Below are 23,448 nucleotides of genomic sequence, written 5' to 3' on the forward strand. Positions count from 1 at the left end.
CGGCTACTTGTTGTGGCCTGTCATGTCGTACAGGGCTGAAATCTGTTCGGCGCTCAGCTGGCGAGGGTTCAGGCCCCGGGTCAACAGGGCGAGTTTTGCGGTTTCCTCCAGTTCCTCCATTGCGAAACTGGCCGCCCAGATGTCTTTGCCGGCAACCACAGGGCCGTGATTGGCCAGCAGCACCGCGCTGCGCTGTCCGGCCAGTCCCCGGACCGCATTTCCCATTTCAGGGTCGCCGGGCAGGAAGAATGGCAGTAATTTCACCCGACCGACCCGCATGATTGAATACGGGGTCAACGGCGGCAGAACGTCTTCGGGGTCAACTTCGGGAAGCATGGACCAGGCCACCGAATGCGTCGAGTGGAGGTGGACCACAGCCCCGGTCTGCTGCCTTGTGTCGTAGAAGGCCGAGTGCAGAGGGACTTCCTTGGTCGGCAAGTCGCCATCAATGTGCTGAAACCGGGCATCCAGATGGCTGATCCGTGCCGGGTCGAGAAACCCCATCGAACTGCCGGTCGGCGTTACCAGGATCGTTCCGTCGGACAGCCGGGCCGAGATGTTGCCCGACGCGCCGCAGGTCAGTCCCCGGTCGAACATCGACTTTGCAAGCAGACAGATTTCTTCCCGCAGCTTCGCCGCTTCGCTCATTGTTGTTGCTCCATTCTGTTCAAGGCGTCCGCAAAGAAATCGGGGCCGCCGAAATTGCCCGATTTCAGCGCCAGTGCAACGGACGGGGTGCCGGCCAGGAGTACCATGGGAACGCCGGCTGCCAAGCGGGGGCCGATCTGCAACTGCTGTGCGCGCAGGCCCTGGACAACCGCGCCCGAAGTCTCACCCCCTGCAATGACCATCCGTCGGAAGCCCGCGGTCCGCAGGCTGCGGGAGAGATCGGAGAACAGGTTTTCGATCGCGGCAGATGCCTGTTCCTTGCCGAAGCAGTCCTGTGCTTGCCTCACGACTTGTGGATCGGCCGAAGAGTAGATCAGCGGCGCTTGTTTCTGCTCGAGCGCCCAGTTGACCAATTCTTCCACCGAGATCGAGCCGCTGACCGCGTCCCGCGCGGTGACTTCGCGGTGTGGGGCGATGTCCCGGTAGCGCGAGACTTGCTCTCGGGTGGCGCGACTGCAGGATCCTGACAGCACGATGCCGGGTCCGGACACTCCGTCCCACTGTGGGTGTCGCGGTTCGAACCCAAAATTTGCAGGCAACCCAAGCGCTATCCCGGACCCGCCGCAAAGGAGCAGGGTATCGCGGGCAGCCTTGCCGATTTCCAGCAGGTCTGCGTCGCGGATCGCGTCGACAATCGTATGACCTTTGGCAGGCAAGGCGGACCGAATGGCTGCAGCGCCCTGCATGACCACCAAGGCGGCCAAATGATGAACCGGACGGGCGGACTGAGCGGCCAGCAGACGCCGGAGATCAGGGTCGGTCATCGGAGTCAGTGGATGGTTCTGCATGCCGCTTTCACTCAGCAACTTGTCCTGCACGAACAGGTGCCCTTGGTAAACGCTGCGCCCATTTTCAGGAAAAGCCGGGCAGACGATTGTGGTCGGAGCGTTCAGCCTTTCCGACAGCGCATCCAGAACCGGACCGATATTGCCCTTTGCGGTGCTGTCAAAGGTTGAACACACCTTGAAGACGATTTGCTGCGCACCTTGGGATAGCAACCAGTCACAGGCTGCCAGACTGTCGCGCACCGCCTTGTCAACCGGGGCCGTGCGGGACTTGAGCGCAACCACGGCCGCATCCAGATCCTGGTCCGTGTGGCCCGTTGGGATGCCAACAAACTGGCTGACGCGCATGCCGCCCTCAGCGAGGGTCAGGCCAATGTCGGATGCGCCGGTGAAATCATCGGCAATGACTCCGATCTTCATAGTTTGATCTCTCTGATTGGCCCCGTGTCCAAACGGTTGATGTGGTCGGCTGGTCCCGGGGGAAAAACGGACCGGACCAGCGGATCGTGGCCAGGGATGATCAGACCGGGGGCGGATGCGAGTCTTTGCAGGTTGTCAAAGCCGTCCAGCATGTCCTGCAGGTCGACCACAATGGGAAATGGTTTTCGGGCCATGAAGTTCTCGTAGTAATGCGATGCGTCCGAGGCCAAAACCATCCAGCCGCTGGCAGTCCGGACACGTACGCATTGCAGCCCGCGGGAGTGGCCGCCGATGCAATGGACCGTGACTCCGTCAGCCAGCTCGGCGTCGCCGTCATGGAAAACCACTTTGCCGGAATAAAGCCGCTTGACCGCCTCGCAGATATGACCGGCCGAAAATGGCGCGCGCAGAGTGTCGTGACACATGCAGGGACCCGTGGCAAAGGCCATCTCGGCCGCCTGCATATGCAACGTGGCGTTTGGAAACAGGTGCAGACCCCCTGCGTGGTCATAGTGCAGGTGCGTGACGATCACTTGCTGAATGGCCTCTGGCGCGATCCCGAATGGCCGCAAGGCATCACGTGGATCCATGGCAATAGGACGTCCGCGGCTCAGCCCTTCGTCGGTGTCATATCCGGTATCCACCAGAATGACCTGAGTGCCGCGCCTGAGCAGCCACAGGTAGTAGTCCATGGCATGAGGGGCCGCGTGATCGTTATCCATTATGAAGCTGTCGGCGCGGGTGCGGGCATTTCTGTCCGCATATTTGATGGCATAGACTTCCCAGTCGTTCATCGCATGACCTCGGAGAACGTGTTGACCTGCTTTCGGACCACCATATCCGAAACCGCCAGATCGAATGTCTTGAAATGCGGACTGTCCAAGTGGATCCTGAAAGCGTCGGCGTTCGAGTAGATCTCATACAGAAAAAAGAAGGCCGGATCGTCCCCTGCGCAGACGTCGAATTGCAGGCACCCGGGTTCGTCGCTCAACGACGTGCGCGCGTTGTCCAGCATCAGAGGCAGGAAACGCTCGCGTGTCCCGGGCTTCAACTCGAAGGTTACGGTAACGGCATACATCAGGCGGGCGCTCCTTTCAGACGGGCGAACAGGCGTTTGACCGGAGGCAATTGGCTGAGGATCAGCGCCAGGTTCAACACCAGCAGAATTGCTGCTCCGGGTCGAGAAACAAATACCGACAGATCACCATCCGACAGGAACAGTGACCGGCGGAATGTCTCGTCGAACAACCCGCCAAGGATGACGCCAATGACCAGCGGCGCAATCGGATACTTCATCAGGTTCATGAAATAGGCTACGAAGCCGACCCCCAGCATAAGGTAAAGGTCATTGATGCCGCCCCCCACACTGAACGACCCAATCGTGGTCAGAACCATCACGACGGGCAAGAAAACGGTTTGCGGGATTTTGAGAATCTTGATGAAGACCCGCGCGGTGAAAAGGCCCATCAGGAACATCGTCAACGATGCCAGCACCAGGATGGCCACGACCCGCAGGATGATTTCGGGGTCGATCGTGGGGCCGGGGATGACGTTGTTGATTTTGAACGCCCCCAGCAGCGCGGCCGCGGGTGGCGAGCCGGGGATGCCCAGTACCAACAGCGGGATCAGTGCGCCGCCGATGCAGGCGTTGTTGGCGGTCTCCGAACACAAAAGCCCGTCCAGTGAACCTTTGCCGAAGTTCTTCCCATCCTTCGAAACGGTTTTGCCGACACCGTAGCTGACCCATCCGGCAACATCCTCGCCGACGCCCGGCAGGGCACCAACGCCGGTGCCGATCACGCCGGACCTGCCGATGGTGGGCAGGTGACGGCGGACCGTCGAGAGATTTGGCAGGATCGAGCCCTTCAGAGCCATGACCTTGCCGGCTTCGACATGGCGCAGGCCTTCGATGATCTGAGGGATCGCGAAGGCCCCCATGAGAACGGGCACCACCTGGAACCCGCTCAGCATGTAGGACCAGCCGAAGGTGTAGCGGGGCTCGGACAGCAAGGGGTCAAGTCCGACCATGGCCATGGCAAGCCCGATCAAACCGGATATCCACCCTTTGAGTACCAGGTCCTCGCTCATGAGCGTGCCAGACAGAAGGATACCGAACAGGGCCAGTAGCGCCTTTTCCGGGCTTGCGATGTTCTTTGAAACAAGCAGCAGTGCCCAGACGAAGATCAGGAGCGTGAGTGTGCCGATGATGGTCCCGATGAAACTGGCCGTCGTCGTCAATCCAAGCGCCTCACCTCCGCGTCCGGCCTTGGCAAGCGGGTGACCGTCCATTGCGGTGGCGGCGCTGGCGGCGGTGCCTGGGATGTTCAGCAGGATCGAGGGATAGGACCCGCCGTAAATCGCCCCCACATATGCGCCCAGCAGCGCGATCAAAGAGTAATCCAGCGGGATCTTGTTGCCGAAGAAACCGGTCAGAATGGTCACGGCAAGGGTCGCAGTCAGGCCGGGCAGGGCACCGAATGTGATGCCCAGAAAGACCGAAAAAACCAGATAGAGATAGGTCAGCGGATCGGCGACCAGCGCAGCAAAGGCATGGCCGAAGCCCGCCAGCTGAGACAAGACGAACTCCATGGTCTTAGCCTTTCCAGATCGGGCGGAGCGTCACGTAGTAGTGGTACTCGATTTGTTGAAACAGCAAGCCACCACGGGCCGGAACATTCTGGCGAAATCCGAAGGCCATGGCGCAAACAAGAGTAAGTGGGGCGAGGACGGCAATGTAGGGAACGACCCGCAAAAGCCGCTCGGACCGGGCTTTGATCAAAACCGGGATCGTCAGGGCAACCCAAATGCCCAACGTGATCCAGTCGTCCGCATGGGCGTTCCAGTCGGCTTGAGCAGGGTAGAGCAACCAGGATGTGAACCCAGCCAGGCAAACGGCGCCGCAGGCGATCATCGCGCGCCGCGGGTGCCCACCGTAATACCCAAATATGAGAGCGGTAATCAGAAGGCCGGAACACAGGATGAAATCGACGCGCGGGACCAGCCCGCCCACATAAGCCAGAAGGATCAGGCCAATGGTGGAAAACCGAAATGCTTCGTCAGGGTTCCAGCCGATGCCAGCCGCACCAAGGGCGTGCCGCGCCCCGCCGGACCGGACCGAGATCACGAACAGCGCCGTCGAGAGGCACAACAGGCCCACAAAGATGAACAACGGAACAATGGCTGCTGAGTCGTACCATTGGGTACCGCTGACCCCCGCCTTGTTTTCACCCCACAAGGGGATGTCCATGGTCTTCCACAGAAAGAACACCGATGTCGCCCCCAAAACCAGCGACGCCCAGAAATCCCGTGCGCGCAGGACCAGAATGTCCTCAGCCTTTTCCAACTTTGCCCTCCCGTGCAAAAAAGGGGCGCGGAACCGCGCCCCCAAGATCGTTTGTCGCTCAGGGCTTCTCGATGCCCAGAGAGGCCGGATCGACGGTCGTCGCACCCAAATCTTGCAGGGTGTATGCAAAGGTGGATTCCAACGTCGAGAACAGCTTCTGCGCCTCGGGTCCGTACTGTCCGCCGATGTCATAATTGTTTGCCGCGGCCCAATCGGCCACGGCCTGCGAGGCCATGGCTTTCTGGAATGCTTCGGCCAGTTTTGCCTTTACATCGTCGCTTGCCGAATTGTGGACCGCAAAGCCGATTGCCTGTTTCAGCGGCAAATATTGGTCGAGCCCGTCATAGATGCCAAAGGCCGAAGGAACGGTCATTCCCGCGATTTCCGCGTTTTCAGGTGTCAGCATCGCCAGCGGGCGCAACTGTCCGCCTTCGATCAGCGGGGCCTGTTCCGCCAGCGAGGTCACGACCAGCGCAACTTCACCGGCGATGGCGGCCTCTTGCCCCGGAGCTGAGCCTTTGTAGGGGACGAATTTGAACTCGGCGCCCGAACCCTTTTCGATGGCCAGCAGGTTCAGATGGTGGATGGATCCCGCACCCGAGGCTGCCGCGGGGATGGTTCCGGGAGCGGCCTTCGCCGCGTCCACCAGCTCTTCAAGGCTGTTGTAGGGGCTGTCGGCGGGAACCGAGATCAAATCAGGCGAGCCGCCAACGATGAACGGATACCAGTAGTCGAACTTTTTGTCCCAGCCGCCCTGGACGGCGGCGGTCACGTTCGATTCGGAAAGTCCCACCAACGTATAGCCGTCATCAGGCTGGTTCATGACGTAGACCATTCCGTTTGAACCCGCCACGCCTCCGGTCTGGTTGATCACGTTGATCGACACCGGCAGATGTTTCTCCATCTCGGCCATGATCATCCGGTTGATGGTGTCGGTACCGCCTCCGGCGCCCCAGACGACGGCGGTGGTAATGTCCCGGTACGGATATTCCTGTGCGCTGACGAGCCCTGCGGCACCTGCCGACATTAGGGCGGCCGCTGCCAACCTTGCGATTTTCGACTTCATCTTTTCCTCCCAGATTCAGTGGTGTGTTTGTTGTTGCATTTAATTGCGTATACATTACACAATGCGTTGTCAACGACCGGAATTGATTTAAGGTCGAACGCAAGAACACAGGAAAAGGACGCAGGGCGCAGATGGCCGAGAAACTAGAGATTGCAGTGTTCCACGGGGACGGGATCGGCCCGGAAATCATGGCTCCGACGCTAAGCATCCTTGCGCAGCTGTCGGAGCAGACCGAGGACTATACACTTGAGTTTCGGGAGGTTCCGGCCGGGGCAGCCCACTATGCGCAAACCGGAGAATCATTTCCGAAAACGTCAATGGATGCGGCGCGGCAGGCAGATGCCATTCTACTGTCCGCGATGGGTTTGCCGGACGTTCGGTACCCGGATGGGACCGAGATTTCACCTCAGATCGACCTCCGCAAGGCGCTGGGGCTGTTTGCCGGCGTGCGCCCTGTGCGGGTGAGAGCTGGGCAAGCAACACCGTTGGCCCTGCCGCCTGGCAAGGAAATTGACTTTGTTCTGATCCGCGAAAGCACTGAGGGGTTGTTTCACACCCAGGGGTGCGGAGAAGTGACCGAGGACGAGGCGCGCGAGACGCTGCTGATCACCCGAGAGGTCTGCGAAAAGCTGTTTCGGTTTACCTTCCAGTTGGCGCATGACCGAAAAACGTCCGGGCAGGGTCGGGGTCGTGTCACCTGTGTGGACAAGGCCAACGTCTTCCGCGCCTTTGCATTCTTCCGGGATCTGTTCGATGCCGAGGCTGAGCGTCACCCGGATTTGGTAGCGGATCATGCCTATGTGGATGCAACGGCCTTGTGGATGGTTCAAAAGCCTTGGGAATTTGATGTTCTGGTCACGGAAAACATGTTTGGCGACATCCTGTCTGACCTTGGGGCCGGTCTGATGGGAGGGCTGGGGCTGGCGCCCTCGGCTGACATTGGTCTGGATCATGCGGTGTTCCAGCCCTGTCACGGATCCGCCCCCGACATTGCCGGGGAAGGCATCGCCAATCCGTTTGCCATGTTCCAGTCGGCGGCGATGATGCTGGAATGGCTTGGGTTGCGGCATCAAAACCCCGCGTTGTCGCGCGATGGGCAACGGCTGCACGCGGCAGTCGACAGCGTCGTATCCGAGGGCCGAATTCTGACCCGTGATCTGGGCGGAGAAGCCGACACGCTGGCCGCAGCGCGAGCGGTGGCGGACAGGGTGTTTTTGGCGTGAACAGCCAGCAGTTCATTCGTGTCGCCTGTGTCGGCGCCGGCTATTTCAGCCAGTTCCACTATGGCAGCTGGCGCCGCATACCGCAGGTTCAACTGGTCGCCGCATGTGATCGCGATCTCGAGAAGGCGGCCGCCACTGGGTTGCCTGCCTATGATGATCTGCCGTCGATGCTGGCCCGGGAATCTCCCCAGCTGTTGGACATAATCCTGCCGCCTGACGGTCATGCCGACGCAATTCGTGCCGCGCTGGACGCAGGTGTGGGTTGGATCCTGTGCCAAAAACCGTTTTGTCGTTCTCTGGCAGAAGCGGAGGCTGTACTGCAGGACGCTCAGGATGCCGGAGCCACCGTCGTTGTCCACGAGAATTTTCGTTTTCAGCCGTGGTATCGGGTGATGAAGGACGCTTTGAAACGGGGGGATATCGGGACGCCGCTGCAGGCCACGTTCCGGCTGCGCCCGGGCGACGGGCAGGGGCCGCGCGCCTATCTTGATCGGCAACCCTATTTTCAGGAAATGCCGCGTTTTTTGATCCACGAAACGGCGGTGCATTGGGTCGATACGTTCCGGTTCTTGTTCGGCAAGCCAGTCTCGGTTTACGCGGATCTGCGGCGGATAAACCCGGTCATTGCCGGAGAGGACGCAGGCTATGTCATCTTTGAGTTCGAAAACGGCTTGAGGGCCGTATTCGATGGCAACCGGAACCTGGATCATGCCTCGGACAATCTGCGCCGCACCATGGGGGAGGCCCTGATCGAAGGTACTGGCGGAACACTGACGATGGATGGCTTTGGCGCCGTTGGGCTGCGGGAATTCGGCAGCCAGAGCAGAGAGCAGTTGCTTGCACCCGATAAATGGGAGGGCTTTGGCGGCGATTGCGTGCACGCATTGCAGCAGCATGTCATATCCGGTCTTCTAAATGGAACGCATTTGGAAAATACTGGCCCGGACTATCTGGACGTTATCCGCATTGAACAGGCGATCTACAGATCTGATGCGGAGGGCAGGAAAATCGTTTTGGAGGCCGAATGAAAAACGAGACCGGCAAGGCTCTCTCGAATACCCAGCGCGCGGTGCGGGACTTGCGGCGGATGATCCTGACCGGAGAGTTGGCCGCCGGCACCGACCATCTGGAAACCGAATTGGCCGAGCAGTTGGGGATGTCGCGCACGCCGGTTCGCGAAGCAGCGCTGATGCTGGAAAGCAAGGGCCTGCTGGAAATGCGGCCGCGCAAAGGGGTGCGGATCCTACCGGTATCTCCGGATGACATGCGCGAGATCTATGACATTCTGACCGAGTTGGAGAGCCTTGCAGCCGAACGCGCGGCCGAGGCCGGATTTTCCGAACAGGACCTTCAGCCGTTGGCGGACTCGATCGCCCAAATGGATCGCGCCATCGGTGAGGAAGACCTGGAGGCGTGGGCCAAGGCTGATGACCTGTTCCACCGCGAGCTTGTCCGATTGGGTGGCAACCGACGGGTGGAAAGCATCGTTTCCATGATGAGTGACCAGGTTCGCAGGGCGCGGGCCTCGACCCTGTTCATCCGCCCGTTGCCGGTCAAATCGAACGAGGATCACCGTGCGGTCTATACCGCAATCCGTGACGGCAAACCTGATGTCGCGCGCGACCGGCATCGCCAGCACCGGCTGCATGCCAAATCCGTCATCATCGACATCTTGGAAAAGCATCGGCTGAACAAGCTGTAGCCAGTCAGTTCGCTCAGCCCGCTGGCCGTAGATCTGCCGGCGGTGCAATCTGGACTTCAGGTCCCAACTGGGGATATGGCCAATAAAGCGGCGCGCGATGCGAAAGGACTTCCGGTGCAGATAACCCAGCAGATGGCAGGCGACAGCGTCTATTACATCAATCTGGACCGGGTGCCCGAGCGCCGGGCGTTCATGAAAGCGCAGTTTCTGAAGGCGGGCCTTGTGGGTGCACATAGGATCAGCGCCACGGATGCCAGTCAGTCGGGCGCGTTGGAGCAAAACGGATATGTCGCGGGAACGGGAACGCGCTGGGGTCTGACGACCAGCGAAATCGCCTGTTTCGAAAGCCATAGATCGGTTTGGCAACGGATCGCCGATCGGAACCTTCCAGCCGCTGTCGTCTTTGAGGATGATGTGGAAATGTCCTCTGGCGCTGGCCGGGTGATCACCGAAGTTCTGAACCACCCGGAAGCCTATGATTGCGTCAAATTGGATTACTCGCCCCGGTCACTGCGCTTTGGGCCGGAGACCGGGATCGGAAATGTCCGCGTGCGCCCAATGTTGGAAATGGCGCCAAGTGCGGCGGCCTATGTTCTGTCACAGGCAGGCTGCCGCAAATTGTTGGCCTGGTCGCAGAGATATTCGGACCATCTCGATGACTTTCTGTCCTTGCCGCGCAGGGATTGGAACATGTTTCAGTGCTTTCCGGCCGTTGGTGTCCAGATGATCTGGTCGGGGCGGCAGGAGCAGATCGACGAACCGGTCAAAAGCAGCGAACGAACCCAAAACGCAGCCACAAACAGCGGATTGGACAAGGGCCCCACGTGGTTTCGGCTGCGGCGCGAGCTTCAGTCAGCCGGCCGAAAACTGAAATGGAAGCTGGGCGGTCAGGCGCGGCTTGTCCAGCGCGGCGGCATGGTGGACTTCATTCCCTGTGCCGACGATCTAATCGTGCGCCCTTGGTCCTGAAGTCTTTGTGCCAGCGGTGATAAACCAAGCGGTTCCAACCATCCGCGCCGGTCGCAAAGTGCATAAACGTTAACAAAACTCTCGATTTGATATAACCTCGCAGTGTTATTGCGCGATTTGTTGGGGTTTTGGTGTGGGTCAAACGATTTACGAGAAGTACGGCGGGTTCAAAACCATCAGCCGGATCGTGATGACATTTTACGAAATGGCATTGGAATCGGATGAGATCGGAGGCTACTTCGAAGATATCGACATGCCACGGTTGATTGATCACCAAACCAAATTCGTTTCGTCTCTGGTGGGTGGTCCCGCGTCTTTCAGTGATGATCGGATCGAGGCCGTGCATCGGCACCTCAACATCAGCCACGATGATTTCGACGAGATGGCTACGCTGTTCGGCGAAGCCCTTTCAATTCATGGAATGACCGAAGATGACGTGCAGGTCGCGCTGGCTGCGATCGAAGGCAAAAGGGCGATCATCGTTGCCCGGGATGCGGCATGAGCATCCTGGCCATCAACGAGCATCTGCTGCGTGCCATCGGGGTCGGTGTAGCGGTATTGCGGGCCTCGGACCTGACCTTCGTGTTCCACAATGGTCCATTTGCCGAATGGTTCGGCAAACCCGAGCCCGGCCAGACACTTTTGGATATATTGCCGGATCTCGACCAGCGCGAACTGGATGACGTCAAACAATCGGGCCTGCGATACTCGGCCGAGCTGCAGATGAAGCCCAAGCGCCGCACGCTGATCTTCGCGGTGACGATTTCCTTGGCCAACGGGATGGATGAGCAGGTTCTGGTTGTCGAATGTCAGAACATAACGAAAATTCGTGAGCTGGAAAGCATGATCGACAGCTATTCGACCATGGTCGAGCGCAACACCCGCGAGTTGGAAAGAGAAAAAGAAAGGGTCGAACGGCTTTTGCTGAACCTGATGCCGCGTGCGGTTTATGAAGAGTTCAAAACCTTCGGCGTAGTGACGCCTCAGCTGTATGATCAGGTTTCCGTGGTCATGCTGGATTTCGTCGGCTTTACGGATTTTGCGGCAAAAACCGACCCTACGGTCACCCTCAGCGAGTTGAATGACATCTTCACCGCCTTCGACCGGATCGTCGAACAGTTCGGGTGTGAACGGATCAAGACGATCGGAGACGCTTATCTTGCGGTCTCAGGCATGCCCGACGCCACGCCCGACCATGCCACGGCGGTTGCGCATTGTGCGGTCCGATTTCTGCGGTATCTGGAACGGCGCAACGAAAGTCATCCGCACAAATGGCAGGCCAGGATCGGGCTTGGCATGGGGCCCGCCGTTGGGTCAGTGGTAGGGATCCAGAAATACGTCTATGACGTTTTCGGACCGGCCGTGAATATAGCATCGCGGTTGCAGGTCTTTGCGAACCCCATGAACATCGTTGCCCCGGAAGAGATGAAATACGCCCTGATCGATGAATTTCAGGTCTCGGATCTGGGTCCGGTCGACATCAAGGGGATGGGCATGATGGATCTGATCAATGTCACCTCACGGCTGAACGCACCGCATGCCAGCCGGATGTTTTGACGATCATTCGTCGGGCGGAACCAGCCCCAACCCTCTGAGGTAAATGCCGATCCCGGATTCCAGAAGGTCTTCGGGCGGGAAGGGCGAACTGGCCCCCGCATTGCGGGCATAAAGCTCGACGACACCATGGCTCATCGCCCAGATATGCGCGCTGAACATAGACGCCGGTGGTCGCTTTTCCGGCGGGATGTGTTCTGAAAGATTGGCCGCAGCCATTTCCAGCACCTCCTTTGCCCGGTTGGCGGCCAGCGCCAGCTCGGGCGTCCGGTTGACCGAGATTCCGCTTTCGAACATCGAGATGTAGTGGCCGGGATGCTTGCGCGCAAACGCCAGATATGCGCGCCCGGTCGCTTCGAAAGCGGCCAGCGCCGAGGGCTGCCCCTTGTCGTAGGCATACTGCATGAGGTCCGCGAACATCTCGAACCCCTGACGGGCCGCCTCGGCGATCAGATCCTCGCGACCCTGATAGTGCCGGTAAACCGCGGCTGGGGTGACACCGGCCCGTTTCGCGGCCTCAGACAGGGTAAAGCCGGTCGGACCTTTTTCTTCGATCAGCGAGAGGGCGGCGTCGATCAGCGCCTGTTTCAGATTTCCATGGTGATAGCCGCGTTTGGTCATTCCGACGGCACCTGCCTGTGGTTGCGTGCTCTTTTACCAACCAGACATAATGCACGCGGCGCAGCAGGTCCAATCCCCGGGGCATGATCGGAGGGGCCACCGCTTGACAAAAGGCGCCCTAGACTACGCATCCCAGATTTCCGGTCCGCCACAAATCATCGGGTCGGGCTCTCCAACGGCTTCGGCGTCCTTTTCGTCATAGTCCAAGGTCGACAATACCGCCCGGATTGCCGCAAGCCGGGCACGCTTCTTGTCGTCCGAACGGATGATCGTCCAAGGGCACAGATCGGAATGGGAGCGTGTCAGAGTTTCAGAAATCGACTGCGTGTATTCATCCCATTTGCCCAGACCGGCGATGTCTATAGGGCTCAGTTTCCATTGTTTCAGCTGGTCGTTCTCGCGCGCGAGAAACCGGCTGAGCTGTTCTGCGCGCCCGACGTTGAGCCAGAATTTGAACAGGTGAATGCCGTCATGAACAAGCCCGTTCTCCAGTGGCATGACCTGCCTGAAGAAGCGTTCCCGCTGGTCTGCGGTGCAAAATCCAAAGACGTTTTCGACGACCCCCCGGTTGTACCAGCTGCGATCGAAGAAAACGATCTCGCCAGCCGATGGCAGGTGCTGAATGTACCGCTGGAAGTACCATTGGCTGCGCTCGGCGTCGGAGGGCTTGCTGAGGGCGACATTGCGGGCGCCACGCGGGTTCAGGTTTTCCCGGAACCGCTTGATGGTACCGCCTTTGCCCGCTGCATCTCGACCCTCGAACACGATCGCGATGCGTTGTCCGGTTTCCTTGACCCATGCCTGCATCTTGACCAGTTCGATCTGCAGGGCCTCCATCTGCTTGTCATAGTCCTTGCGCTTCATCCTCTCCTGATATGGGTAGCTGGGGTTCAGGATGTCGCCTTTTTCAGCGTCTTCGATGGCCTTTCGCACGCTCTCGGGAGCGTCGTTCCGAAAGTAGCTGTTGATTGCTCGGTCCGCTGCACGGGTCATGAGTTGCCTCGCCATAAAATCCAGCTTCTACTATGGATTACGGGCGGGGTTAACGCAAACCCGCTCGTTCCGCGGCACGTTCGACCGCAGCAGCAACTTCCGGAGCGTCCACCACCTGCGGCATGTGCCCCATGCCTTCAAGTTCAATCAGCTCAGCGCCGGGGATTTGTTCGATCAGCCGCTCGGAATGCCAGCCCAGACCAACTGTCGTATCTGCCGTACCATGCACGATTTCGGTGGGCACCGATATCTCAGGGTAGCGCGGTTGCAGTTCGGCAACTTCGTCCAGGAGGTTGGCCCGTTGCTTTGCGTTGGCATGCATCGACGACCGGCGGAGCGTCAGGGCCGGGCCAAAGTGCTCGGCATAGCCTTCTGGTGCCGTCTGGGGGGCAAAGACCGTATCCAGGGCTTTGTTGACGTACCAGTCCGGAACGTAGGCGGTGATCAACGGCAGGACGAGAGCATTTCCCCAGGAGGTCGAGGCAATGCGGTTGAAGGAATCGAGCGGAGTTTCCCATGGCACTGCGGCCGGGGCGATCAGGACCAGAGCCGAGATGTTGTCAGGTCGCGTCACAGCCCAGGCCAGTGATACCGACCCGCCATAGCTTTGGCCGGCGACGATGGGTTTGTCGGCCCCCAGCATCGCGGCAGCTTTCTGCAGGATTTCTGCCTGCTCAACGATGGTTTCGCCATCCGCCGAGAAGCTCTGAGAATAGCCCAGCCCCGGCCGGTCGAATACAATGACCCGAAAGGACTTTGCCAGCAACGGCGCCAGAGCAAACGTCATGTCCCGGGTATTGCCGCTGGACCCGTGGATCAGGACGACATCCGGGCCTTCGCCCATGACGACGGCATGTACAGCAACGCCGTCGACATCCAATACCTGACCCTCTGGCGGAAACGCGGCCTCGGCCCGGGCCTCATGGCGTGCGGCAAGCCAAGCCGTCAAAGCCGCAAAAAGGGCCGCAAACAGGCCCAAGTATATCAACGACTTAATGACCAATTTTCGTCATGTCGAAAGGAGTGGTCTGGTAGATCTCGTTGATCCAGTTCCCATACAGCAGATGCGCATGGCTACGCCACCGGTTCTGAGGCGTGCGGGACGGGTCATCGTCGGGATAATAGTTGATGGGCACGTTGATCGGAGTGCCATTGGCCACGTCCCGGTCGTATTCCTGTTTCAGCGTGTCACTGTCGTATTCGAAGTGATTGAAGATATACAGCGCCCGGTTCTGCCGATCTTCAACAAGACACGGACCGACCTCGTCGCTGCCCAGAAGGGTCACAAGCCCTTCGGCAGCGTCGATTTCATCCTGACGGACTTCGGTCCAGCGACTGACCGGGATCACGCAGTCATCCGAGAAGCCTCGCAGGAAAGGCGAGGCCGGTGACAGGTTCCGATGCCGGAAACACCCAAACGCCTTGGCGTCCAACATATACTTTTTGACGCCATGAAAGTGATAGATCATCGCCATTCCACCCCAGCATACGCCGAAGGTCGAATGCACATTGGTTCGGGTCCATTCGAACACCTCGGTCAGTTCGTCCCAATAGGTGACGTCTTGAAACTCCAGATGCTCGATGGGGGCGCCGGTGATGATCAGGCCGTCAAATTTCTGGTCCTTCACGTCCTGAAAAGGGCGGTAGAACTCTTCCATGTGTTCGGCCGCGGTGTTTTTGGTTTGATGCTCAGTCATGCGGATCAGGGACAACTCGATTTGCAGAGGCGTCGCGCCGATCAATCGGGCAAACTGGTTTTCGGTCTGGATTTTTTTCGGCATCAGGTTCAGCAACCCGATCTTCAGGGGCCGGATGTCCTGCCGTGCGGCCTGATCCTCGGCCATGACCATGACGCCCTCTTTCGTCAGAACGTCAAAGGCCGGGAGGTCGGACGGAATCTTGATAGGCATGAGGCGGGTTTTTCCAGTTTCTTCTGAAGCGTTCTAGTTAGGACGCCGCGGCGCGGGTCTCAAGTGTGCTCTCGATCAACTCATCGAAATCACGCGCATCCCGCACCTTTCCGATTGCGTCGGCGGTAACGGTGACCCCCCAATTCTCAGCCATGGATTGGTATCTGGGCTGACGGTGGGCCAGGGCGCGGGCATAGGTCCAGCGGATGAAGTCGTCGGGATTGACCTCTGCCTCGGCGCAGCCGTGCTGATCAAGGTATTCCTGCCAGGTGCGCGTGAGGAAATCGGCCTGATACGACATCGGTTTGGGAGCCTTGTCGAACCGTCGGATCAGTTCGGCGGTGTGATCGTCGTCACCCTTGATCCAGACCATCAGGGTCTGGCGCGACAGTTCCGACAGGACGTGGTCGGAAGGGTTGTCAGGGTCCACCCATTCGCAGATTGACCCGCCGGTGTCACAGATAAAATGCGGGTACCCGTACAGACGCTGAGCGCGGTCAATGAAAAATTCGGTGTCCAGCAGAGCGTGGATTTCGGCCTGCCGGAACTGCTCTTGTCTACGCCGATATTCCGGCATCGCCAGCCCACCCAAGGCCGGGTTTCCGGGCTTGCCCAGATAGGCGGCGACCGGCGTCAGGTTTTCGAACGAAATGTTGGAACCGATATAGATCGAGTCAGAGAGCAGCAGATCCCGCAGAAAGGGAACCTTCATTGCCTCAGCCTTGGCGTTGTCGGTGATGTATTCACCCATGTAACGCGTGCCAATTCGATAATCGATCGAGTAGTGGAACCAGTCGCCCGAGTCGCGAAGGATGTTCGACACGTAAGTCTTGCCCAAGCCGGACATGCCGAAAAACAGCACCTTTTTGCGCGCCGCTTCGCGCCAGTCCTTTGCCGAGCTGTAGATCATGTGCAACCGTCCCTTGTTTTGTCCTAGCTAAATCGGCCCGGCGATGGCGTCAATCTCGGCTGCGGGATCGGCTTAGGATCAATAGCCCCAATGCAAGGATCGCAAAGCCGATGAAGGCATTCGGGGCAAGGGTTTCGTGCCGGACATAGGCGCCCAGCAGAATGGCGACCGGAGGGATGATCAGGGTGACCAGCAGCAGGTTGCCGCTGCCGGCTGCGGCCAGAACCCTGTAGTACAGCAGGTAGGCCCCAGCCGTAGCGACGAGTGCGTAATAAGCTACGGCGAGCCAAGTTGTCATAGGCAGGTCGAACGACGGCACACCGTCGACGACCAGCATTACCGGCAGCATGACGATGGTTGACCCGCTCAGCATTCCCGCCGCCGCAACCTGCGGCGCCAGGCCTGACAAGCGCAAACGGGCCCAGACAGCCGCCAGCGCATAGGATACGGTCCCCGCCAGAATGGCCAGCTGAGCAGCGCTTTGCAGGCTGAACCCAAGGAAATTGTGCAATCCGATTGCGGTGGAAACTCCGCCAAAGCCAAGCGCAACACCCACGGCTCGACGTTTGGTCAGTCGCTCGTCGGGAAAGAACGCAGCAGCAACCAGAACACCGAAGATTGCCGTGGCAGCGTTCAAGATCGAGGTCAGACCGGTGTCGACATACAATTGGCCCCAGGCCATCAGCGAGAAGGGCAATACGTTGTTCAACAGACCCATGACCAGAAAAGCGCCCCAAATACGCAGGTCCCTCGGTATCGTTTCTCGGCGGAGGAGAACGACGGCCCAAAGCGCAAGCGCGGCCCAGAAAACGCGATGAAACACGGCCGTCATCACAGGTATCGTGTCCAGTGCGACGCGGATCGCCAGGAAGGACGCGCCCCAGATCAGTCCAAGAAGAATGAGCTCGAACCAAGCAAGGGCGGAGAGGGATTTTTGTTGCGTCATGGCTATTTCTTGCATGTTTCTGTTTGCCTCACGCGGAATACTTGCATTCGGCAATTCGGTAAGCGACCCGGATCATGCGAAAAACCCCGCCACAAGGGCGGGGTTTTCCAATTCTGTATGAGCGTATCCCTTAGTTCAGGGCGTAGGTCACCTGAATACCAACGCTCCACGCGCTGTTTCCAGAGAAGTTCGCCCGCGCCCCGGGGCCAGCACCGTCAGCGGTTGCGTCGCCCAGATCGGTATAGCGAACGCCGCCCGAAATCTTGGCGCGTTCCATCGAGTAGGTGCCGCCAAGGCCGATGCTCCAGAACCCGTCGGTCGGACCCAGGTTGGAAACGGGCTCATTGGTGGACGATTCATAGCCAAGGGTTACTGCGCCCGAGAATTGTTCGGAGAACTGGTAGCCAAGACCCAGCGAATAGGTCCAGGTCGGATCGTCATAGTCCACCAGCGCGCTGGTCGGCGGATAGTTCGGCGGATCGTAAACCGTTTGCGGCCAGTCGACCCAGCGGATGGATCCAAACAATAGTGTTCGTGGAGCAACGCCGGTTTGAAAGTCCAAGTTGACCGATTGTGGAGTTTCTATTTCGCTAGAAGAGTTAACCGTTCCAACGAGCAAGCTCGACTCGGTTTGTGAGAGGTCATGCGAAATCTTCGAGTTGTAAGTCAGGGCAACGCGGGCAGCAATCTCCGGCTTTTCCCATGCAACACCAATCACGTAACCAAAGTCCGTTGCGGAGTCGGTGTTAACAACGTAGTCAGCTGCCACCGGTACCGAAACACTTGCTTTTACACGTTGAACCCGTAAGCCCCCGAGCGCACTAAAGCCGTTTCCAAACTTGTACCGCAGCAAGGCTGTAACGGCATCAGTATCAGCTTTTGCGCGCAGAACATCATTTGTCAGAGTTCCGGCCGATAGCGGATAGTTCGAAGCGTACGCGATGTCGGCGCCATAGGGCTCATCATAAATAAGCGCGAAATCCAACTTCTCATTTAGAGACGTCTTAAACCCCAGATGCGGCGAAAAGAAGTCTTTGGCAACATCACCGGAGTCGACTCCAAGCATCGTGCCGCTTACATCCGGGTCGGTGTAGCCCAGACGAAACTGGACAACTGAGCCCTCTTCAAAAATCAGGTTGATGCCCTGACCGCTTCGGTCAAGCCCGCCGGCATGAGCGGCGGTCGCCCCTGCACAGAGCACGCACGCCTGTAACAGCGCTTTCTTCATGTATTCCTCCCTTTTCACTATCCGGCGCCACAGTATTGTCTTGTGAGTGTCAGTGGCGGTGATTTCTGTGACCATTATTCACGGGGAGTTTAAAAAAACGTCAACCACTGACCATACGTTAGTTTCTGCCAGTGACCGAACGTCAGTTTTTGTGTGTGGTTTTTGCCAGAGTGCCCGATCCCGCGCGGCCTTCGGACCAGACATTCAGGAAGATGCCCGAGAGAATAACGACGGCGCCCAGCATGGTCCACTGATCCAAAGGTTCGTGATAGAGCAGCATCCCAACGATGGCGATGGTCGGCAGGCGCGCGAAATCAAAGGGAATAACGACCGTGGCCGGAGCGATGGCAAGCGCGTTTGTAATGCAGAAATGGGCCAGCAGGCCGGCCAGCCCGACCAGCAACAACAGGGGCGCGCTTTGAGCGGTTGGCAGGACGATCTGCCCGTCCGCTCCGGCAACAGCAAGACCCATTGCGGCCTGCATCGTAGTCAGCCAAAAAACGATGCATCCGATGCTGGAAAACCCTGTCAACTTCTTTGTCGAAATAGTTGTAAGCGCAAAGAAAACAGCCGAGGAGGCCGCTGCAAGAACACCGGGCGTGAGCGGCGTGGCTCCGGGTCGTGCGACGATCAGTATGCCTGCGAAACCTATGATTGCCGACATGACCCGCGTGGGTGTCAGGCGTTCGCCCAGCAGAAGCGGAGACAGAAGTACGACCCATATCGGTTGCGTAAACTCCAACGCAAAAACCTGCGCCAGCGGGATGACGCTGACAGCGTAGAACCACAGGTTTTGGCCCGCAAAATGCAACGAGTTTCGAACCGCGTGCAGGCCCAGACGTTGTGTCGACACCTGGTGCCATTTGCCGGTTGCCGTCAAAACTGCCGAAACGACGATGACGCCCACAATGCTGCGGTACATCATGATTTCAAACGTGTCGTGCGTCAGGCTAAGCTCGCGCCCGGCGACGGCCATTGAGGAGAACGAGGCAATAGCGCCGGTCATCCACAGGGCGGCAGAAAGTGAGGAGCCTGCGCGTTGTTTCATTTTACGATGGAAAATCCCTCAACAGTAACTCTTTGCTGTAGCAGAACTTGTTCCCGAGGCACAATTAGGTGTTTTTTAGTTCATCTTTAAAGAGATAGTCATGCTGTGAAAGCAAGGCCTCAAATTTATATCCTACGGATTCAAGGTAGCTGGCCATGCGGTCGTAGTCCCTGCACTCGATCAGCATGTAGTCAAACCGAAACTGGTTGTGATCCAGACCTTTCAATACACTGAGCTCCGCTCCTTCAACATCGAGTGAAAGAAAATTGATACGAGAAGGAGCATTCGAATCAACCAAAATATCATTGAGAGGTTTGGCCGCGGCGCCAAAGGTAAAGGTGCGTTCCGTTTCTCTCATATGTTGTTGCGCCGCGAGGAGGTGCGCGTTTGGATCAGGCAGGTCCAATTCCATTCCTACGGGAACAGTCATCAAATTCGCATAGGCCATTTCGACAAACTTGTCAGGGAACCCGAACTCTACGCAGGCGTTACAATGAACTTGGTTGTTTTCGCCGCGACTCTTAAGGCATTTCAAGAAATTGTGTGGAGATGGCTCGATCAGCACCCCACGCCAGTTCCGCTCCTTCTCGAAGTAGAGTGTATTGGATTGGTTCACTCCGTCGTTGGCGCCAAGTTCGACATAGAACCCGTTGTCAAAATCAACGTAGGGTTCGATTTTTTGATCGAGGCTATTGAGGCCAAAACACTTGGATTCGGGTTTCTTTTTTCGCTTGCGGCCAATCAGGTCGGAAAATCTCATGGCTATGTATTGCCTATTTTGTTTTCTTGAGGGGAAGGGTCTGTTTTCGCTGAACTTCAGTAAGATTCAGAGCTCTTCATCTGGATGAATCCACCAATCAGGAATCTTGCTATAATTGAAGCCTCGTTGTTCTAGCTTTCCTATTGCACAACCTGGCAAATTGAGCATCAGTGCAAGTTGTTCTTGTGAAGCTTTCCATTCGCCAATGTCAGGGTAACGTCCGGATACATCATCCCACGCGTCTACCTTATTGAGGTGATCAAACTGATTGTATGCGTGCCCGCTGGCTCCAAATACATAAACTGTCTCAGCAGCAATGCTGAGAAGACAGATGCCCACCCCAAAACTACCGTAGCCAAAGGTCAAATGTCGCGCGGCCAGCAATACATCCAAGTCCTCCTTGAGAGAACCACTTTGCAATAACAGTGTTAGTTCTGAGTTTTCTATATACGTTTCCAATGCGCCGACACACGGGTTTCGACGATCTTCGAAAACCAAGCGAACGCGGTTGATACCAAGCTCTTTGCGTGCTTGTTCAATCATTTTTTTGTAGAACGCCAAGGGTGGCTGCGAAAAGTCCGGGTGTGGTCTCGCGTCGAATGCATCGCCCGATCGAATGTGTATTGTGAGGCAACCTCGGGGTTCTGGTTCTGGTATTAGGATGTGAGCCGCTGGAACAAGATATTTTTGCAATACCTGTCTACGCAAAGGCATTCGTATGCCAAGCCGCTCCATTCGCGGGCCAGTGTAAAATGTGCCTTTCAAAAAAAGACCGAGAGAGCTTGTGTCATAATCGTGGGGAAGAAACGTTAGTCCTGATACCTCAGTAGGGCTATCTATCTTGATCAATTCGGTCTTTGGCAACTGAATAAAGGGGAGTCTCAGGGAGCGGGCTAAAAATAGAGCATTGCTTGATTGAAGAAAACTATTCCCCATCCTGCCATACCCTTCGACGGAAAGGCCGACAATACTCTGCCCATCAGTTCCGCGATGTTCATCAATCGAATAGTCGGTCTTTAACCGGTTGGAATTATAGGTTGAATTCCAATTGCTATTCAGTTTTCGCAAGGCTTTTTTTAGTCTATACGATGCAGATTGCCTGAATCCCATTTTGAACTACTCCCACTCAATCGTTCCAGGAGGTTTCGAAGTGATATCGTAGGTGCATCGGTTGATACCCTTTACCTCGTTAATGATCCGAGTGGCGGTTTCGCCCAGGAACTCGTGGCTGAAGGGGTAATAGTCGGCGGTCATGCCATCAACTGACGTTACGGCACGCAGTGCGCAGGCGTAGTCATAAGTACGGCCATCGCCCATGACGCCGACGGTGCGCACGGGGAGAATCGCCACAAAGGCCTGCCAGATATCGTCATAGAGGCCGTGTTTGCGAATCTGGTCGATGTAGACTGCATCGGCTTCCCGCAGGATTTCGAGCTTCTCACGGGTGATTTCTCCGGGGCAGCGAATGGCGAGGCCCGGTCCAGGGAAGGGGTGGCGGCCGATGAAGCTGTCGGGCAGGCCCAGTTCGCGACCCAGCGCGCGGACCTCATCCTTGAACAACTCACGCAGAGGCTCGACTAGCTTCAGGCCCATCTTCTCGGGGAGGCCACCGACGTTGTGATGCGATTTGATCGTGACTGACGGGCCGCCGGAAAACGACACTGATTCAATGACATCGGGGTAGAGCGTGCCCTGGGCCAGGAACTCGGCGCCCTCGATCGTGTCGGCGTGTTTCTGGAACACGTCGATGAACAGCTTGCCGATGATCTTGCGCTTGGTCTCGGGGTCCGAGACGCCATCGAGCTCGCCCAGGAACAGCTCGCTTTCATCCGCGTGGATCAGTTGGATGTTGTAGTTGTCGCGGAACATCGAGACGACTTCCTGCGCCTCGTTCTTGCGCAGTAGGCCGTGATCGACGAAAACGCAGGTCAGCTGGTCGCCGATCGCCTCATGGATCAGGATCGCCGCGACCGAGCTGTCGACACCGCCCGACAGACCGCAGATGACCTTCTTGTCGCCGACCTGTTCGCGGATCTTGCGGATCATCTCGTCGCGATAGGCGCCCATGGTCCAGTCGCCCTTGAACCCGGCCAGTTTAACGAAATTCTCGTACAGCTTTGCGCCCTTGGGGGTGTGGTGCACCTCGGGGTGGAACTGAACGGCATAGAAATGGCGGCTGGTATCGGCGGTGATCGCGAAAGGCGCGTTGGGCGAGGTGCCGAACACCTCGAACCCCGGTGCGATTTGGCTCACATGATCACCGTGGCTCATCCAGACCTGTTCGTCGCCATTGGTGAACCAGCCCTCCAGCAGGTCGAGCTTGCCGCGCGGCGTCACGAAGGCCCGCCCGAACTCGGCGGTTCCATGGCCGCTTTCGACCTTGCCGCCCAGCTGGTGCATCATGACCTGCTGGCCATAGCAGATGCCAAGGATGGGAACGCCATACCCGAAGATCTCTTGCGGAACGCGCGGCGAACCTTCGCGAGTCACGCTGTCCGGCCCGCCGGAAAAGATGATGGCGCGCGGGGCCATGTCCCGCACGAAATCCATCGTGACGTTCTGGTAGGGGTGGATTTCGCAATAGACGTTCAACTCGCGCAGGCGGCGGGCGATCAGCTGCGTTACCTGGCTGCCGAAGTCGATGATCAGAAGGCGGTCATGGGATGTCTCGGTCATACCCGGCCTTTAGGTCGGAAGCCTTGCATGTGCAAGCGCCTTGACGTCATTTGGCGGGAAAGAGTAACGCGGAGCGCATTGAATGACCGGAATTTCGCTCAGAAGGGCTGTGGCAACCGATGCGGAGCCCATCCGCCGATGCATCGAAGCGGCCTATGCCGCCGCGCGCCAGTCCATTCCCGACCTGCCGGATGTGACCGAGGGGGTCGAGGAGGACATTCGCGACCGGAACGTCGTTGTGGCCGTGGATGAAACATCCCTGCACGGTGTCGTGGTTTTTGGTTTCGAAACAGAAACCGCGATGATCTTCAATCTGGCCGTTTCACCTGTTGCGCAAGGGCAGGGTATTGCTCGCCGGCTGGTCGATTTCGTCGCGACAGAGGCTCGCGAAAACGGGGTTCGGAACATGCGCCTGACAACCCACCGTCTGATGGCGGACACCCGCGCGATGTACCGTCATCTTGGGTGGCAGGAGACCGGGCACGAGGGAAGCAAGGTCTATTTCAGCAAGCCAACCTGACGCCCCGTAAGGCCTGTTGCTGGTTCTGGATAGCGCGGAATATGTCGCTTTTCCCCCTATTGCGCCGGAATCCACATCTGGTGAAGTCGCGGCATCTTGTAACAA

Annotated in this window: 25 protein-coding genes; 7 read left to right on the top strand and 18 right to left on the bottom strand. The window is 58.0% G+C overall.

The window, feature by feature from the left end:
- Positions 1–3 precede the first annotated feature (3 nt).
- From otnC to ACR0MM_RS01545, 7 genes are read right to left on the bottom strand one after another with little or no spacing between them, the layout of a single operon-like run.
- A complete protein-coding gene (otnC, locus tag ACR0MM_RS01515; RefSeq protein ID WP_170595052.1) occupies positions 4–648 on the bottom strand; it encodes a 3-oxo-tetronate 4-phosphate decarboxylase in 645 nt (214 codons plus the stop codon).
- Positions 645–1,874 carry a 3-oxo-tetronate kinase gene (otnK, locus tag ACR0MM_RS01520; RefSeq protein ID WP_480694037.1) on the bottom strand — a complete coding sequence of 410 codons (1,230 nt, stop codon included), beginning with the start codon at positions 1,872–1,874 and terminating at the stop codon, positions 645–647. Before otnK ends, otnC begins: the two co-directional genes overlap by 4 nt.
- Positions 1,871–2,668 (bottom strand): N-acyl homoserine lactonase family protein, encoded by a 798-nt coding sequence (locus tag ACR0MM_RS01525; protein ID WP_480694039.1) that lies wholly within the window; start codon positions 2,666–2,668, stop codon positions 1,871–1,873. The genes otnK and ACR0MM_RS01525 overlap by 4 nt, the downstream gene beginning before the upstream one ends.
- Entirely contained in the window at positions 2,665–2,952 is a 288-nt protein-coding gene (locus tag ACR0MM_RS01530; RefSeq protein WP_480694041.1) for a putative quinol monooxygenase, read from the bottom strand. The genes ACR0MM_RS01525 and ACR0MM_RS01530 overlap by 4 nt, the downstream gene beginning before the upstream one ends.
- A complete protein-coding gene (locus ACR0MM_RS01535; protein WP_170357619.1) occupies positions 2,952–4,463 on the bottom strand; it encodes a tripartite tricarboxylate transporter permease in 1,512 nt (503 codons plus the stop codon). The genes ACR0MM_RS01530 and ACR0MM_RS01535 overlap by 1 nt, the downstream gene beginning before the upstream one ends.
- 4 nt (positions 4,464–4,467) lie before the next feature.
- A complete protein-coding gene (locus ACR0MM_RS01540; protein WP_480694043.1) occupies positions 4,468–5,217 on the bottom strand; it encodes a hypothetical protein in 750 nt (249 codons plus the stop codon).
- Positions 5,218–5,275: 58 nt separating this feature from the next.
- On the bottom strand, positions 5,276–6,283 hold the full coding sequence (locus tag ACR0MM_RS01545) for a Bug family tripartite tricarboxylate transporter substrate binding protein (RefSeq protein ID WP_170357621.1): 1,008 nt from the start codon (positions 6,281–6,283) through the stop codon (positions 5,276–5,278).
- A gap of 131 nt (positions 6,284–6,414) precedes the next feature.
- Here ACR0MM_RS01545 and ACR0MM_RS01550 point away from each other — a divergent pair, with 131 nt between their 5' ends.
- The 6 genes from ACR0MM_RS01550 to ACR0MM_RS01575 all read left to right on the top strand — a co-directional run bounded on the left by ACR0MM_RS01550 (position 6,415) and on the right by ACR0MM_RS01575 (position 11,734).
- On the top strand, positions 6,415–7,506 hold the full coding sequence (locus tag ACR0MM_RS01550; protein ID WP_170528379.1) for an isocitrate/isopropylmalate dehydrogenase family protein: 1,092 nt from the start codon (positions 6,415–6,417) through the stop codon (positions 7,504–7,506).
- On the top strand, positions 7,503–8,534 hold the full coding sequence (locus ACR0MM_RS01555; protein ID WP_480694045.1) for a Gfo/Idh/MocA family protein: 1,032 nt from the start codon (positions 7,503–7,505) through the stop codon (positions 8,532–8,534). The genes ACR0MM_RS01550 and ACR0MM_RS01555 overlap by 4 nt, the downstream gene beginning before the upstream one ends.
- Positions 8,531–9,208: a GntR family transcriptional regulator gene (locus ACR0MM_RS01560; RefSeq protein WP_170338904.1), complete on the top strand. Its 678-nt coding sequence runs from the start codon at positions 8,531–8,533 to the stop codon at positions 9,206–9,208. The genes ACR0MM_RS01555 and ACR0MM_RS01560 overlap by 4 nt, the downstream gene beginning before the upstream one ends.
- Positions 9,209–9,322: 114 nt before the next feature.
- Positions 9,323–10,177 carry a glycosyltransferase family 25 protein gene (locus ACR0MM_RS01565; RefSeq protein WP_480694047.1) on the top strand — a complete coding sequence of 285 codons (855 nt, stop codon included), beginning with the start codon at positions 9,323–9,325 and terminating at the stop codon, positions 10,175–10,177.
- 133 nt (positions 10,178–10,310) lie between these two features.
- Positions 10,311–10,679 (top strand): group I truncated hemoglobin, encoded by a 369-nt coding sequence (locus ACR0MM_RS01570; protein WP_170338900.1) that lies wholly within the window; start codon positions 10,311–10,313, stop codon positions 10,677–10,679.
- Entirely contained in the window at positions 10,676–11,734 is a 1,059-nt protein-coding gene (locus ACR0MM_RS01575) for an adenylate/guanylate cyclase domain-containing protein (protein WP_093961896.1), read from the top strand. The genes ACR0MM_RS01570 and ACR0MM_RS01575 overlap by 4 nt, the downstream gene beginning before the upstream one ends.
- A 3-nt stretch (positions 11,735–11,737) precedes the next feature.
- On the opposite strand, the gene ACR0MM_RS01580 is transcribed toward ACR0MM_RS01575, so the two are convergent.
- From ACR0MM_RS01580 to guaA, 11 genes are all read right to left on the bottom strand, one after another.
- The gene (locus tag ACR0MM_RS01580; protein WP_480694049.1) at positions 11,738–12,352 is read right to left on the bottom strand and encodes a TetR/AcrR family transcriptional regulator; all 615 of its coding nucleotides are present in this window, start codon (positions 12,350–12,352) and stop codon (positions 11,738–11,740) included.
- 123 nt (positions 12,353–12,475) lie between these two features.
- On the bottom strand, positions 12,476–13,345 hold the full coding sequence (ppk2, locus tag ACR0MM_RS01585; RefSeq protein ID WP_480694051.1) for a polyphosphate kinase 2: 870 nt from the start codon (positions 13,343–13,345) through the stop codon (positions 12,476–12,478).
- Positions 13,346–13,394: 49 nt separating this feature from the next.
- The gene (locus tag ACR0MM_RS01590) at positions 13,395–14,324 is read right to left on the bottom strand and encodes an alpha/beta fold hydrolase (protein ID WP_254435636.1); all 930 of its coding nucleotides are present in this window, start codon (positions 14,322–14,324) and stop codon (positions 13,395–13,397) included.
- A gap of 13 nt (positions 14,325–14,337) precedes the next feature.
- Positions 14,338–15,255 (bottom strand): homoserine O-acetyltransferase MetA, encoded by a 918-nt coding sequence (metA, locus tag ACR0MM_RS01595; protein ID WP_093961900.1) that lies wholly within the window; start codon positions 15,253–15,255, stop codon positions 14,338–14,340.
- A 37-nt stretch (positions 15,256–15,292) separates the two neighbouring features.
- The gene (locus tag ACR0MM_RS01600) at positions 15,293–16,165 is read right to left on the bottom strand and encodes an ATPase (RefSeq protein WP_170339449.1); all 873 of its coding nucleotides are present in this window, start codon (positions 16,163–16,165) and stop codon (positions 15,293–15,295) included.
- A gap of 49 nt (positions 16,166–16,214) precedes the next feature.
- Complete coding sequence (locus ACR0MM_RS01605; RefSeq protein WP_480694054.1) at positions 16,215–17,111, bottom strand: DMT family transporter; 897 nt, start codon at positions 17,109–17,111, stop codon at positions 16,215–16,217.
- 130 nt (positions 17,112–17,241) lie between these two features.
- Complete coding sequence (locus tag ACR0MM_RS01610; protein ID WP_170403440.1) at positions 17,242–18,339, bottom strand: OmpP1/FadL family transporter; 1,098 nt, start codon at positions 18,337–18,339, stop codon at positions 17,242–17,244.
- 142 nt (positions 18,340–18,481) lie between these two features.
- Positions 18,482–19,387, bottom strand: a complete 906-nt coding sequence (locus tag ACR0MM_RS01615; RefSeq protein WP_480694056.1) for a DMT family transporter — start codon at positions 19,385–19,387, stop codon at positions 18,482–18,484.
- 64 nt (positions 19,388–19,451) lie between these two features.
- Positions 19,452–20,147: an FkbM family methyltransferase gene (locus ACR0MM_RS01620; RefSeq protein ID WP_480694058.1), complete on the bottom strand. Its 696-nt coding sequence runs from the start codon at positions 20,145–20,147 to the stop codon at positions 19,452–19,454.
- A 66-nt stretch (positions 20,148–20,213) separates the two neighbouring features.
- Positions 20,214–21,257 (bottom strand): hypothetical protein, encoded by a 1,044-nt coding sequence (locus ACR0MM_RS01625; protein WP_480694060.1) that lies wholly within the window; start codon positions 21,255–21,257, stop codon positions 20,214–20,216.
- A 6-nt stretch (positions 21,258–21,263) separates the two neighbouring features.
- Complete coding sequence (gene guaA, locus ACR0MM_RS01630) at positions 21,264–22,823, bottom strand: glutamine-hydrolyzing GMP synthase (RefSeq protein ID WP_480694062.1); 1,560 nt, start codon at positions 22,821–22,823, stop codon at positions 21,264–21,266.
- A gap of 82 nt (positions 22,824–22,905) precedes the next feature.
- Here guaA and ACR0MM_RS01635 point away from each other — a divergent pair, with 82 nt between their 5' ends.
- Positions 22,906–23,343 (top strand): GNAT family N-acetyltransferase, encoded by a 438-nt coding sequence (locus ACR0MM_RS01635; protein WP_480694064.1) that lies wholly within the window; start codon positions 22,906–22,908, stop codon positions 23,341–23,343.
- Positions 23,344–23,448: the final 105 nt, after the last annotated feature.

The organism is Ruegeria sp. BC6 (genome assembly GCF_056539185.1).